Origin of the sequence: Erysipelothrix sp. P66 (assembly GCF_038682365.1) — a bacterium.
Lineage (GTDB): Bacteria > Bacillota_I > Bacilli_A > Erysipelotrichales > Erysipelotrichaceae > Erysipelothrix > Erysipelothrix piscisicarius.
On record NZ_CP152290.1, the window covers coordinates 611179 to 624092 of the forward strand.

The window sequence follows — 12914 nt, forward strand, 5'->3', positions numbered from 1 at the left end:
GGTAGATATGGCAGATAAAAGAGATTTTTATGAAATACTTGGAGTAAGTAAATCTGCCACAGATGCAGAAATTAAGAAAGCCTATCGCCAGTTAGCGAAGAAGTACCATCCTGATATTAACAAAGAGGATGGTACTGAAGCTAAATTTAAAGAAGTCCAAGAAGCCTATGAAGTCCTTAGTGATTCTCAAAAACGTGCGAACTATGATCAGTTTGGCCATGCTGCCTTTGATCAAGGAGCCGGCGGGTTTGGAGGCGGCTTTAGCGGTGGATTTGATGATTTCGGTGATATCTTTAGTTCATTCTTCGGCGGCGGAGGCGGAGGCCAACGTCGTAATCCTAATGGACCTATGAAGGGTCAAGATCGCTTTATGAGTATGCGAATTGACTTTATGGAGGCTGTGTTTGGTGCCAACAAATCCGTGACTTTAAATGTCGATGAAGAATGTACATCGTGTCATGGTTCGGGTGCACACAGCAAAGATGATATCAAGACATGTTCACGTTGTGGTGGAACGGGTCAAACGGTAACGCAACAACGTACACCTTTTGGTGTGTTCCAATCTCAAGCAACATGTCCAGACTGTGGTGGTACTGGTAAAACAATTACAAAACGCTGTGGCGAATGTCATGGTAAAGGATATAATACAAAGCGTGTCGAAGTGGATATTAAAATTCCTGCGGGCATCGTTACCGGACAACAATTACGTGTTTCTGGTAAGGGTGAGCGCGGCGCCAATGGTGGACCAAACGGCGATCTCTTTATCGAGATTGTAGTTGGAACACATAAGCACTTCAGACGTGATGGGAATGACATCCATATTAACATTCCTTTATCAGTAATCGATGCCACATTGGGTACGGAGATTGAAGTACCAACTGTGCATGGTGATGTAAAATTAACAATACCTGCAGGTACACAACCTAATACTAAATTTAGACTTCGTGAAAAAGGGGTTAAAGACCTTCGATCAGGACGTATGGGAGACCAATATGTTGAAGTTAAATTAGAAGTTCCAACTAAATTATCACGTCAACAACGTGAACATTTAGAAGCGTTAAAAGAAACAGAAGTAAAAGGTGATAGTGTCTTTGACCGCTTTAAAAAAGCGTTCAAGTGACACACGTCACTTTTCTTTAAATTAAATATTAGCACTCTAAGTAGTTAATTGCTAAAACGGAGGTGAATTGCATGAACTACGAAAATTTAACTGAAAAAGCTCAAGCAGCTTTAATGGAAGCTGTGAACTATGCGACACAAATGCAACACAGTGCCGTGTCGTCAGCCCACTTGATGAAAGCACTTTTGAATTCAGGTGATCTCGATTTAATTTTGGAAGAGACAGGAACGAATAAGTCGAAACTTCTTCAATCTGCCGATGAACGGTTGGATAAACTTCCAAAGGTGCAAGGTGCACAATTGACCATGGACCAAGAAATCACACATGTTTTTGCGAAAGCTCAAGCATGGTCAACGAAACAAGGGGATACCTATATTTCCCTATTTGCCCTTTTTCTGGGAATTTTGGAAGCTGTAAGTGCATATCGTAATCTTGTGGATACCCGCACAATCGAGGCTTCAATTCTCAGTCATCGGTCCGGAAGAGTCATGGATTCACCCCAAGCTGAAAATCAAATTGATGCCTTGTTAAAATACGGACGTGATTTGGTGAAGGATGTTCGTGATGGTAAGATTGACCCTATTATCGGGCGTGATGATGAGATTCGAAGAGTAATCCAAATTCTATCACGTAAAACCAAAAACAACCCAATTCTAATTGGAGAACCGGGTGTTGGTAAGACTGCGATTGCTGAAGGACTTGCATGGCGTATTATGCGTGGTGATGTGCCTTTTAGCTTGAAAAACAAACAACTCATCGAGTTGGATATGGGCTCTTTGATTGCCGGCGCAAAATACCGCGGTGAATTTGAGGAGCGATTGAAGGCGGTTCTCGAAGAAGTAGAACAAGCAGATGGAAACATCATTCTATTTATTGATGAAATTCATAATCTTGTAGGTGCAGGTAAAACAGAAGGATCCATGGATGCCGCAAACTTATTAAAACCGATGTTAGCCCGTGGTGAACTCCACCTAATTGGTGCGACAACGTATAATGAGTACCGCCAACACATTGAAAAGGATGCCGCACTTGAACGTCGTTTCCAACGTGTATCTGTAAGTGAACCTTCAGTAGATGACACCATTTCCATATTAAGAGGTCTTAAAGATCGCTTTGAATCGCATCATGGTGTTAAAATTTTGGATGAATCCATTGTAGCGGCTGCGAAATTATCGGATCGATATATTACAGATCGCTTCTTGCCGGATAAAGCCATCGACTTGATTGATGAAGCATGTGCTTCCATTCGCGTCGAAATGGAATCGATGCCAGAAGAATTGGATGAATTAACACGGAAAATACGCCAACTTGAAATTGAAGAAGCTGCCCTAAAAAAAGAAACTGATGCGAAGACGCTTGAACGTCGTGATGAGATTGTAGAAGAACTCAGCAACCTCAAAGAGACCTATCAAGATCTTTATGCACGATGGGAAAAAGAAAAAGCACAAGTTGATGGGGTTAAAGATGCGAAAGAGGCTTTAGAACGTGCACGTTTAGACTTTGAGAAAGCACAAAATGAAGCGCGTTATGAAGAAGCTGCACGTCTACAATACGAAACCATTCCTGCCCTTGAACGTCAAATTCAAGAAAGCAATGATAACGAAAATTCTGGAAGCATGATTCAAGAAGTAGTTGATGAAGCGTTGATTGCTGAAATCGTATCGCGTTGGACACAAATTGATATCACAAAACTTGTAGCTTCCGAGCGTGAAAAACTCTTGAACCTTAAACATGAGTTGGAAATGTATGTTAAAGGACAAGATGAAGCCCTTCAAACAGTTACAGATGCAATTCTTCGCTCGAAGGCACAAATACAAGATGAGAATAGACCTTTAGGTTCATTTATGTTCTTGGGTCCAACAGGTGTTGGGAAGACAGAAGTTGCTCGTGTTTTAGCCCAACAGCTTTTCGACGATAAAAACCGAATTATTCGTATCGATATGAGCGAGTATATGGAAAAACACAGCGTATCAAGACTTATTGGTGCCCCTCCTGGATATGTTGGTTACGAACAAGGTGGACAATTGACGGAACAAGTACGTCGTCATCCGTATTCAATCGTGCTTTTGGATGAGATTGAAAAAGCACATCCGGATGTGTTTAATGTACTCCTTCAAATTCTGGACGATGGACACATTACGGATAGTAAAGGGGTAACGGTTGATTTTAAAAATACAATCATCATTATGACCTCGAATCTTGGAAGTCAGTTTGCTTTTGAATCGGATCAAGCAAGTAGAGATAAACAATACATGCAAGCGGTCCAAGCACATTTTAAACCTGAGTTTATCAATCGTATTGATGAAATCATTGTCTTTAATGCCCTAAACGATGCAGTGCTTCATGATGTTGCTCGTAAGTTCATTGATGAGCTTGCGGTCCGTATTGGAAGACGTAACCTTAAATTAAGTGTTACAGACAAGGCAATTGATTTAATTGTTGCGGAAGGTAGCGATGTAACCTATGGTGCACGACCAATGAAGCGTTTTATACAACGTGAAATTGAAACCAAAATTGCATACCTTCTTATTGAAAAGGATGTGGAAGATAACAGCATCCTTGAAATTGATGCACATGATCATGAGTTTGAAATTCATATTCTTGGGCCTCATAAAAGCTTAAATTAAAAAGAGCAACCTCGGTGGAGTAGTAAACTAAAAGTAGACAAGTAAAAAAGACTTGTCTACTTTTTTTGTGTAATAATAAAATCAAAGATAAAACGGAGGTATTAATGATGGGAAGACCCAAAGGTGGATTAAATAATAAATGGACTTTAATGGTTGATACCTTTAACAATGAAATTATAAGTTCTGCATTATCGCGTACAACTGGTGATCCTAAGCCTTACTACAAGTGTCTCGAGGATCTCTTTGAGCTACTTAAGGATAATAAAAAAACAGCTCCCACGATTCTTCACACAGATCAAGGAGCTGTCTACTACTCTAAAGCTTTCGCTAAAGCGCATGAAAATTATAATATAATTAGATCTATGTCGCGATCTGGAACACCTACAGATAATCCAATTATCGAATCATTAAATGGATGGATTAAAGCAGAAATGGCGTGTGATTATCAATACTGGTCTGTAGATAACTTTGAAAATTTTATCGAAGAATATGTACATTATTTTAATTTTGAAAGACCTGCTTACTGTTTAAATTACAAAACCCCTATCCAATATAAAATGGATAAGGGTTTCTAGTCTTTTATTAATGTCTACTTTTGTTTGACAACTCCACCGAGGTGGCTCTTTTTAGTGTTGATGATAGAAACAAAAACTAAAATAAATGAAACATATAAAACCAACAATCAATCCTAATGCAAGCGTAGCATTGATGAAACAGAGTAGACAGGTTGACGTCATGGCGCCTAAAAAAAATAAGAACCATGTTAGAATTAATGTTGATACTTCATGCCAGCTCGTCTCTTTGCGTACAAAGCGCGCAAACGCTTCACCAATACCATAAAGCACTCCGGTCATAAATCCTTTCCCAATTGTTGCGTTATTAACTTCAACTTGGGCCTTGTTTTGAATTCCCATCGCAAAACTTATGAGGGGAAAACTCCACGTTTGATAGGTGGTAAATTGAAACGCCAGAGCGACGACCAAACAGAGGATATCAAGTTCTAAAATTTTTTTGATGGATTGCGCATGACTACCAGTGCAGAAAAGGTTACCGATAAAAGATCCTAGAACAAAGGAAATGAGTACCAAAACATAGCGAAGAACTTCAATCCATTCTTGGTTAATCAAATGAATCCCTAAGCGGGTTGAGTTACCACTCATAAAAGACAGGAATACACCACCAATGGCAAGGATTCCTAAAACATCTAAATAACCGGAAATAAATGAAAAAACATATGCGAAACGACTGTTCTCGTGTTGAAGATCGATTGATTTCATAGTACACCTCTTTTTACTGTTTTTAGTATAGCACGCACCGTCGTAAAAACGATATTTTTTATTAGAAATGCTTGAAATAATTGACATTGATACGCGACCGCGTTATGGTGTTACGGTTGTGAGCGCCGTTACATAAACGCTCATTTAATTTTCATGACACATGACCATGAATACGATAAGATAGGTTTATGGAGGATGTCGTAATGATTTGTCTTGGTACCCCAGAACAACTTGAAGAATTGGTATATCTAAGCATTATGTGTGAGACTGATTGTTCTTACGAACATCGACATGCCGTAATACAAGAACAACTAAATTCAGATCAAGATGTTTTTGTTATTAAATATGATTGTGGCTTTCCAGCAGGGTTTGCGCACATTCAAAAAGATTCCTTTAATAAGAATCACGCACGACTTCAAATGATTTATGTCGAGGAAGCGTTTCGAGGGAATGGATACGCAACTGAAATGGTTGCGATGTGTAAGACGTTAATCGGATGCAATGACGAGGTGCGTTTATCCTCGGAGTGTGCCTTTCAGGTTTCTTAAATGCACCTTAGGTGCATTTTTTTATTGCTTCCAAGAGCGTCGGTTCATGAAGGATGAATTAATGAGCTAAATTAAGGTATAATTAAAGCAAGTAATTTTGAGGAGGATGTATGTCAATGGATTACAGAGAAGATATTTTCTACGGTGAGACGGTTAACCACGAGGTTGGGATTGGGGACATTGAATCCCCTTTAAAAGGAAAACGATTATTTTGGAGTGTGCTTTCCATTTTTATTTTATCGACATTTTCAGATGCATTTGTCGGGGTGTTTATTGAGATGAAAATGGTTCAAGAAATAAACATGACTGCGTTTACGCCCATTGTAATGATGTTGTTAACTACGGTAATTTTATTATGGATTAATTTACCATTAATCAAGGAGGCACGTACGCTTCCAAATCCATTAACACGTATACACATATTACGGAAGGTCGGTTTCTATTTTGTAGTAATGGTTTTTGCGAATTTTATTGTAAGTCCATTGGTGGCAATTCTTATTGAAACACTGGGTGGATCCAGTCAACCGATTAATCAAGAAGCGCTGATTGCAATGAAAGGGATTGGATTCCCTATGTATTTTGTTTTTGCGGTTGTTGCTGGTCCAATTAAAGAAGAACTGCTCTTCCGAGGATTAATTTTCCGCAAGTTGATTCATAAAAACCGCTTTGCAGCCTATGTAGTAAGCTCGATTTTGTTTGGCTTGATGCATCTTACGACGGAACTTGTGACTGGGCAATGGGTGATGATGTTTAATCTTATAATTTATGCAGGAATGGGAGCATTTTTCGCATATATCTATGAAAAGACAAACAGCATCAAAGCTGCAATGTATTTACATATGATTTGGAATACATTGGGCGTAGTCGCGATTTTCGCAGTCTAATTCAAACATGAAAGAGCCGATTTATTTACTAGAAGGGATTATCCCCAATTCGATTTTAGTTCAAGAAGCAGATCGTTTTATCTGGGTTGCGAATTTTCCTCATAAAGGCATTACTGTGACATCTGAAACGGTACAATCAAATTTGAAATCATGGGATGTGGTTCGTCGTGTAAAAACCATTGATTATGTTAAGGAGACATCATTGTGTACTTGGTCTGATGTTTATCATCTTTGGTATTCGACTAAATTTTTATGTCAAGAAATTGATGATACCAAAGCTCGAACTCTGGGTCAGATGCTCGCCTCGCAAGAAAATGATGATTTCGAAACGGTACGGGAACAAATTATGGATATTATTTACTGTACATCTACCCCTGAACGCATCAAAGGTTGGTTTCAGAAAGCCATGGCTCATGAACGTAAGCAAAATCCAAAGATTGAGCTATTTCAGACGGTAACGGAAGATGCATCGGATGAAGGGGTGTATCAAGGGATTTGCCAACTTGAGGCATACGCTCATAAACATCGCTACTTTTTCCAACTGGAACCCTATACAAAAAGAGAAGCTAAATAGCTTCTCTTTTTCGTGAAATTTGATGGATACTGCGTTTAATTTCGGACTGAATCGTCGGATGGTCGCAGGTTAAGTACTGGCTGTTTAAAATTTCGAGCGCACGATCAAGTGGAAATACTGAAAGACATTGCATGCATTTCCAAAGAATTAAATCATCATCTGCGTAAGTATTGATGAGATATTCGATGACATTTAAGTGTGCTTGTGTCGCCAAATGAGGATGCTTTGAAATAAAATAACCGTAAGCATCAACAAACTCACTGACTTGATTTTGTGAGAGCGAACCTAAGGAATCAATCATTGTGTATAGAATTGCGGCATTCATATTACCCAATGTACGTGCAATGATATCACGCGGTAAAGGATAGCTTCGTTTACGCGAGACTGCCTTTGGGATGTTTTGATGTTGGTTGTGCCCAATCTCTCCAAGATAGGGCATCATCGCAGCGGCGACATCATTATTGCCACCTTCTAAAACACGACATATTTCAAGTCGTGTATAGAGCGCTTTTTCATTCATTAATTGCTTCAAGAGCAAATCAACAAACCAGGGTTCATAATTCCATCTTCTTGCGCCGACATGGACAGCTGCCGTGCGTTCTTGTGCAGTTTTCGCATTTAATTGTTTTACCAATGCGTCATCACTTAAGTCTGCACACTGTGTCACGATATTTAAGTCGAGATATCCTCGATGTTCAAGATCGTGTCGTATGTTTTCCATATTATCACCTATGATTATTATATCATTCTTGGGAAAGGGTTTATGAAATTCACGCAAGATAACATAATGCTTTAATAGAAAAAACGTGAGGATTCACGCTTTTTTGTTTGATTTATTTTTAATCGTTTTCTGAATTTGAATTGCATCATAGATAACGTAAATACCATAAGCAAGCATAAACCAAAAAACGCCTGTTCGAATTATTTGTGGAAGCCTTGATAAAGATAATCCCAAAATAAAAGCGATAAAACTTAAAAGCATCTTTTGATGCTTAATGATCGATTGTTTCATATTTCCATCCCCCTAAGAGGATTGTAACATAAAAAAAGACTCGAGCCTGTATGAGAACTTGAGTCTTGTTTGTAACGATTGTACAGATGATAACTTATTTTCATGGAGAAAGACATGCATCGCTACATCAAAATTATAACAAGCTCCACCCAAATGAAACTAAGAATTAGGTATTCTTAATAAAATGTTAATGAATATTAAGAAATGAAAGCACCCACTACAATGCGAGGGTGCTTTCAAGATATTATATTTTCAAATGGCTTATCTAATCTTAACTTTAATCTTATCGCCACCGATAACTGAAGTCTCAAAATAGAAATATAGGTCTCCTTCGGGATTTACTTCAAATGCAGATTCACCACTTAGTTTTTCGTGGGCCATCACACTTCCGCCAAGTCCACCATCGTTATCTCCGAATAAATAGATATCCGCAGATCTTCCATCTGCATCTTTTATCACATTATTGAGTGCAGTGATGTGTACTTCTTTGTCGGTTTTATTGGTGAATGTTGCATCTACGGCCACTATTATTTTACCTTCTTTAGGTGCTGCATATTCAAAGGGTTCCATTTCCCTAACTGAATTAACGACGAATGTATATTCGTCTGTCTCAACAACCTCTCCAATTTCATAGAATTCTTTCTTTTGAGGAACATTGTTTTTATCCCTGTCACTATTTCCTAACTGTGATCCAATACCGCCTATAAATACAATAACAATCAGCCAAAACCACCATTTTTTATAAAATGGTTTTTTTATTTTATTCATTCCATTTTTCCTCCTTTTTTGGCTTGTATCTTGCTTTTATGCGTTTGATACCAAATTAAAAATAAAAAAACCTTATTATCAAATTATCAAGAAGCGCAAATATGCGTAAAACGTTTCAATTCGTAAAGATGTCTTCGTTGATATAATTATTTCATATCATTTTGAAGTTTTGATTAATATTATTTAAAATTTTTTAGAAAATAATCCTTATAGTCATGAATTAATGAGTTCTCGAGTGCTAACTTCAGTGAGTATTTCTAAATTAGAACCTTCTCTTATCATTTTCTCGCCTTTTAAATGTTTTATTGATTTTGTGCCATATATTTGATGTTGGTAATTTAGATCGCCAAGAATTAAATAATCAGTATCTTTTGTGACGTTATTTTGAATTTTCGCACCAAGATTTGCGAGTGCTTGATAGAGTTCGGCTTTTGTTGAGTAGATCAATTTTCCTGTGATACAAACATGCTTACCGAAAAAGAGATTAGAGTCATCGATATCCTCGTTGTTGAGTTTTGAACGAATTAATGAGAAATCTGTACTTTTACTACATTGCTTTTTCTTTTTCGCTTGAAGATAATTATTTATTGAATTTTCACGAATATTTGTTTTATATAATTCTAGATATATCTTGTTTCGATATTCGGTTGAGAATGTGCGATTAAAACGATCGTCTATGTTAAAGTAGTCGACGAGTGTATTCAGTTTATGATTTGATAAATCTCGGACAATGATTCGCGAAAGTCTGAGTGTATCAATGAAATCATTGGAAATATTTATGTTTGAATCGATAAACGAATCATATAAAAAGTTAATATCGAAATTTATGTTGTGTCCTACGATAATGTCATCTTCTATATAGTTAAGAAATTCTGGTGCAATGGTATGTATGAGAGGCATATCTTGAACCATCTCATTTGTGATTCCTGTAATTTGGGTAATATATGGGTTAATAGACTCACCGGGATTGATAAATTGATCAAATTCGGAGACTAGGTTAAAGTCTCTATATTTTTTAGCTTGAATTCTAATTATTTTTCCATAGAAATAATCAAAGTCTGTTGTGGAAACATTTAAAATTGTGTAATCTTTTCGAAATTCTAAAATGCTATTTCCTTTATTCTTACGAATAACCGCCATGTTCCCCTCCTTTTAATAAAAGCAAAAACAAATAAAATTTTACACGTATACTCTATCTACAATAATATCACAGCTAAATAAATAAGCAAAAATTACAAAGTCAACATAATTATATTCCCCAAGCGTGACTTTAATCTTGTCAGTTTTCGTAATTCGTGGTTGACCTATCAAATCAAGAGATAAAAAATAGGTTCATGTTATATCAAAGGCAGATAATAATGGTTGAGAAGTTGAGAAAAAATTAGATGCAAAGATGGATGGTCGTCTAATGCAGGTAATTGATTTAAACACGGTACAGATTATGTTCAAAACTACCTACAAGACTTGCGACCAAAGGATTAAAGTATCATTTCAATGATGTAGCTAATCAAAAAGGTATGTACCTAAAATTATTGAATTTTTTCATCTAGTAAACAATCAATCACTGTAAAGTAATCATGATAATATGAAAGAAAATTATGTTATTTTATTTGAAGTTATTGATTATCAAAAAAAGAATGATAAAATAACAATATCAAAGCCATTGGAAGTAGGTTCCCATCGATAAGGGATTGTCCGAACCGATGGCTTTATTTATTTACTATGGAGGTAAGTATGACTCGTAAGAAATGTAAAAATAGAAGACCAGTCATTCAAGATAATTGTATTACTGCTATATTAGTGGATGGGGGCTTTTTTAGAAAAAGATTAAATTCCGTTTCTAAAGATATTGCGCCGCAAGATGCGGCAGATGAGTTAGAGGTATATTGTAAGAGACATCTTAACGAAAGAATAATGGGTGAAATTTATAACCACTCACTTTATCGAATATTCTACTATGATTGTCCACCTGTAAGGAAAAGTGTCTATAATCCTCTCACTAAATCGAATGATGATTTAGGAAAATCGGAGACTTATTCGTGGATAACCGAATTCTTTGAGTGTCTAAAAAGAAAAAGAAAGTTCTCTTTGAGAATGGGTGAAATTTCAAGCGTATCAATGGGATATCATTTGAAAGGTGAACCACTTAAGAAACTCTTGCATAACTCTATTCAAGTTTCTGAGTTAACTGCTAACGATATCTATTTAAATATCGAACAAAAAGGTGTTGATATGAAGATAGGATTAGATATCGCCTCATTGTCATATAAAAAACAAGTCGATCAAATTGTCTTAATATCTGGTGATAGCGATTTTGTATCAGCTGCAAAATTAGCAAGAAGAGAAGGGATTGATTTTATCTTAGATCCTATGGGTACAACTATAAAACCTAATTTATTTGAACATATTGATGGTTTAAGAACAGTAGATGACAAATATAAGTATAAAGTTAAATAGGTAATAAAAAATCCCTTACATCAAATATGGGATTTTTTATTCGGTAGTCATAAGGATAAGGATTAAGCGACATAGGATAGAAAAGAAGTCCCAGTTCGTTTAATTAGATAATTAAACAGTACCCTTTTTTTTTTGCTTCAAATCATGTCCCTTTAAAAGAGAGTTTATTCTGAAGCTACTAATTTTACGATGGAAAAAAAGATTTGTATGGCAGATGTATGGCAGGAATATGTGTGTGAAAAACAAAAAAACCACTCGAAAGTGGTTGTATTTATATAATTGGCAGGGGTAGCAGGACTGTCTTGGTTGTATCATACAGTGTCTGAAACCCACTATTTAGTGGGTTTTGCTATCATAGGGTATCATCAAATATCGCTATTTTTCATGGTTTGTAGGCCTTTTGTAGGCCATAAATTTATATCGTAATTGATTGCTTTAAATCAGTGATTATACTGTTTAATTCCTTCTCTATTTCAAAGAATGACATACCCTTCGCAAGATTTAAGACATCTTGTTTGAAGTTACCCGTTGAGTTAATGATTTCGGTATCTGATGCGTGATTTAAATAATTATCTATTGCTTCGAGCGCTCTGATATCATCACCTTTAAATAAATGAACATAAGTTTGCATTGTTTCTGAAATTGAACTATGACCGAGTCGTGCACTTACTACAGTTATTGGAATATTCTGACTTGCAAGGAATGTAGCGTGAGAATGTCTCAGATCATGAATTCTAACATGTGGAATTTCTTTTAAGCCAATTTTCCTGCGAGAGACATTAGCTTTATACAAACATGAACTAAAACGACGATTAACAGTGTTAGGAGCGAGATTTGTTTCTCCGCCTAATAAGAATTTACCTTTACTCTTTGCGTGCGGTAGGAGGCGATTATAGAGGTCGTCATGTATTTTGACTCTCCTATAACTACTCTCGTTCTTTGGTGGACCAACTTCCTGATAAGAATTAATTGAGTTATAAACATCCAACTCTTTTGTACGAAGCAAATCTTTTTTGAAAAGAGCTAGTGCTTCACCACGTCTAAGTCCTGCCCAAAAGTAAATTTCATATAGAAGTCTAAATACTTCTAATTTTTCATACTGAATGATTTCCTGGAATTCCTCAGGAGTAAGGGTGTTATAAGTGAATTTTTCCTTAACTTTAGGTTTGATGATTTCTACATCAGAAGCAATATCATTGATACCAAAAATTCTCTTACCAAATTTATAAATCGATTTAAGAAGATAGATGGCTTTATTTTTTTGTGTTATTGATCCATCAGCTGCTTCAATATTATTTCTAAGAGTGATTAAGTTAAAAGGTGTGATATATTCGATTTTTTTATTAGAAATCTGAATGAGATACTTTGTAAATAATTCACGTTCTTTTCTTAACGTTTCGGGTTTAACATTTGGTTTTGACTCATGATAAGCATCAAATAGTTTCTTGAAAGTCATATTTGAAGTTATTCCTATAGCTAGTTCGTTATAAAGCTGTGCTTCAGCTAAAACTGCATCTTTTCTAGTTCCGTAGACAATTCGTTTACGATCACGTGGATTTCCCATTCCATCACGAAAATAGATACGAACAAGATATTTTTTATCTTTAGTAATTTCAGTAATAGCCATCTGTAATCACCTCCAAATTA

Annotated in this window: 13 protein-coding genes; 7 read left to right on the forward strand and 6 right to left on the reverse strand. The window is 36.2% G+C overall.

The window, feature by feature from the left end; all coding sequences use genetic code 11:
- Positions 1-7 precede the first annotated feature (7 nt).
- The 3 genes from dnaJ (at position 8) to AAG186_RS02960 (ending at position 4322) form a co-directional block, all read left to right on the forward strand.
- Complete coding sequence (dnaJ, locus tag AAG186_RS02950) at positions 8-1120, forward strand: molecular chaperone DnaJ (RefSeq protein ID WP_342621956.1); 1113 nt, start codon at positions 8-10, stop codon at positions 1118-1120.
- Positions 1121-1191: 71 nt separating this feature from the next.
- Positions 1192-3747, forward strand: coding sequence for an AAA family ATPase (locus AAG186_RS02955; RefSeq protein ID WP_200542713.1), 2556 nt, complete (start codon positions 1192-1194; stop codon positions 3745-3747).
- A gap of 104 nt (positions 3748-3851) precedes the next feature.
- Positions 3852-4322, forward strand: coding sequence for an integrase core domain-containing protein (locus AAG186_RS02960; RefSeq protein WP_342621957.1), 471 nt, complete (start codon positions 3852-3854; stop codon positions 4320-4322).
- Between the two features lie 51 nt (positions 4323-4373).
- Here the strand turns inward: AAG186_RS02960 and AAG186_RS02965 are convergent, their stop codons facing one another.
- The gene (locus tag AAG186_RS02965) at positions 4374-5024 is read right to left on the reverse strand and encodes a YoaK family protein (protein ID WP_342621958.1); all 651 of its coding nucleotides are present in this window, start codon (positions 5022-5024) and stop codon (positions 4374-4376) included.
- Positions 5025-5227: 203 nt separating this feature from the next.
- Between AAG186_RS02965 and AAG186_RS02970 the strand changes: the two genes are divergently transcribed.
- The 3 genes from AAG186_RS02970 (at position 5228) to AAG186_RS02980 (ending at position 7030) form a co-directional block, all read left to right on the forward strand.
- Positions 5228-5572, forward strand: coding sequence for a GNAT family N-acetyltransferase (locus AAG186_RS02970; protein ID WP_125164661.1), 345 nt, complete (start codon positions 5228-5230; stop codon positions 5570-5572).
- A gap of 110 nt (positions 5573-5682) precedes the next feature.
- Positions 5683-6456 carry a CPBP family intramembrane glutamic endopeptidase gene (locus AAG186_RS02975; RefSeq protein ID WP_342621959.1) on the forward strand — a complete coding sequence of 258 codons (774 nt, stop codon included), beginning with the start codon at positions 5683-5685 and terminating at the stop codon, positions 6454-6456.
- Between the two features lie 7 nt (positions 6457-6463).
- Entirely contained in the window at positions 6464-7030 is a 567-nt protein-coding gene (locus tag AAG186_RS02980) for a hypothetical protein (protein WP_342621960.1), read from the forward strand.
- Here the strand turns inward: AAG186_RS02980 and AAG186_RS02985 are convergent.
- The 4 genes from AAG186_RS02985 to AAG186_RS03000 form a co-directional block, all read right to left on the reverse strand.
- Complete coding sequence (locus AAG186_RS02985) at positions 7023-7751, reverse strand: hypothetical protein (protein ID WP_200542585.1); 729 nt, start codon at positions 7749-7751, stop codon at positions 7023-7025. The two genes, AAG186_RS02980 and AAG186_RS02985, sit on opposite strands and share 8 nt — an antisense overlap.
- Positions 7752-7844: 93 nt before the next feature.
- Positions 7845-8042 carry a hypothetical protein gene (locus AAG186_RS02990; RefSeq protein WP_200542586.1) on the reverse strand — a complete coding sequence of 66 codons (198 nt, stop codon included), beginning with the start codon at positions 8040-8042 and terminating at the stop codon, positions 7845-7847.
- A gap of 261 nt (positions 8043-8303) precedes the next feature.
- Entirely contained in the window at positions 8304-8810 is a 507-nt protein-coding gene (locus AAG186_RS02995) for a DUF4352 domain-containing protein (RefSeq protein ID WP_342621961.1), read from the reverse strand.
- A gap of 213 nt (positions 8811-9023) precedes the next feature.
- Positions 9024-9950, reverse strand: a complete 927-nt coding sequence (locus AAG186_RS03000) for an exonuclease domain-containing protein (protein ID WP_342621962.1) — start codon at positions 9948-9950, stop codon at positions 9024-9026.
- A gap of 594 nt (positions 9951-10544) precedes the next feature.
- Between AAG186_RS03000 and AAG186_RS03005 the strand changes: the two genes are divergently transcribed.
- Positions 10545-11267, forward strand: coding sequence for an NYN domain-containing protein (locus AAG186_RS03005; RefSeq protein ID WP_342621963.1), 723 nt, complete (start codon positions 10545-10547; stop codon positions 11265-11267).
- Positions 11268-11682: 415 nt separating this feature from the next.
- Here the strand turns inward: AAG186_RS03005 and AAG186_RS03010 are convergent, their stop codons facing one another.
- Positions 11683-12894, reverse strand: a complete 1212-nt coding sequence (locus AAG186_RS03010; protein ID WP_342621964.1) for a site-specific integrase — start codon at positions 12892-12894, stop codon at positions 11683-11685.
- Positions 12895-12914: the final 20 nt, after the last annotated feature.

Bases quoted from the DNA above. Each gene is read 5' to 3' on its own strand.
- AAG186_RS02985 (WP_200542585.1), bottom strand. From the start codon at position 7,751: ATGGAAAACATACGACACGATCTTGAACATCGAGGATATCTCGACTTA.
- AAG186_RS02965 (WP_342621958.1), bottom strand. From the start codon at position 5,024: ATGAAATCAATCGATCTTCAACACGAGAACAGTCGTTTCGCATATGTT.
- AAG186_RS03010 (WP_342621964.1), bottom strand. From the start codon at position 12,894: ATGGCTATTACTGAAATTACTAAAGATAAAAAATATCTTGTTCGTATC.
- AAG186_RS02955 (WP_200542713.1), top strand. From the start codon at position 1,192: ATGAACTACGAAAATTTAACTGAAAAAGCTCAAGCAGCTTTAATGGAA.
- AAG186_RS02980 (WP_342621960.1), top strand. From the start codon at position 6,464: ATGAAAGAGCCGATTTATTTACTAGAAGGGATTATCCCCAATTCGATT.
- AAG186_RS02970 (WP_125164661.1), top strand. From the start codon at position 5,228: ATGATTTGTCTTGGTACCCCAGAACAACTTGAAGAATTGGTATATCTA.
- AAG186_RS02960 (WP_342621957.1), top strand. From the start codon at position 3,852: ATGATGGGAAGACCCAAAGGTGGATTAAATAATAAATGGACTTTAATG.
- AAG186_RS02990 (WP_200542586.1), bottom strand. From the start codon at position 8,042: ATGAAACAATCGATCATTAAGCATCAAAAGATGCTTTTAAGTTTTATC.
- dnaJ (WP_342621956.1), top strand. From the start codon at position 8: ATGGCAGATAAAAGAGATTTTTATGAAATACTTGGAGTAAGTAAATCT.
- AAG186_RS02995 (WP_342621961.1), bottom strand. From the start codon at position 8,810: ATGAATAAAATAAAAAAACCATTTTATAAAAAATGGTGGTTTTGGCTG.
- AAG186_RS03000 (WP_342621962.1), bottom strand. From the start codon at position 9,950: ATGGCGGTTATTCGTAAGAATAAAGGAAATAGCATTTTAGAATTTCGA.
- AAG186_RS02975 (WP_342621959.1), top strand. From the start codon at position 5,683: ATGTCAATGGATTACAGAGAAGATATTTTCTACGGTGAGACGGTTAAC.
- AAG186_RS03005 (WP_342621963.1), top strand. From the start codon at position 10,545: ATGACTCGTAAGAAATGTAAAAATAGAAGACCAGTCATTCAAGATAAT.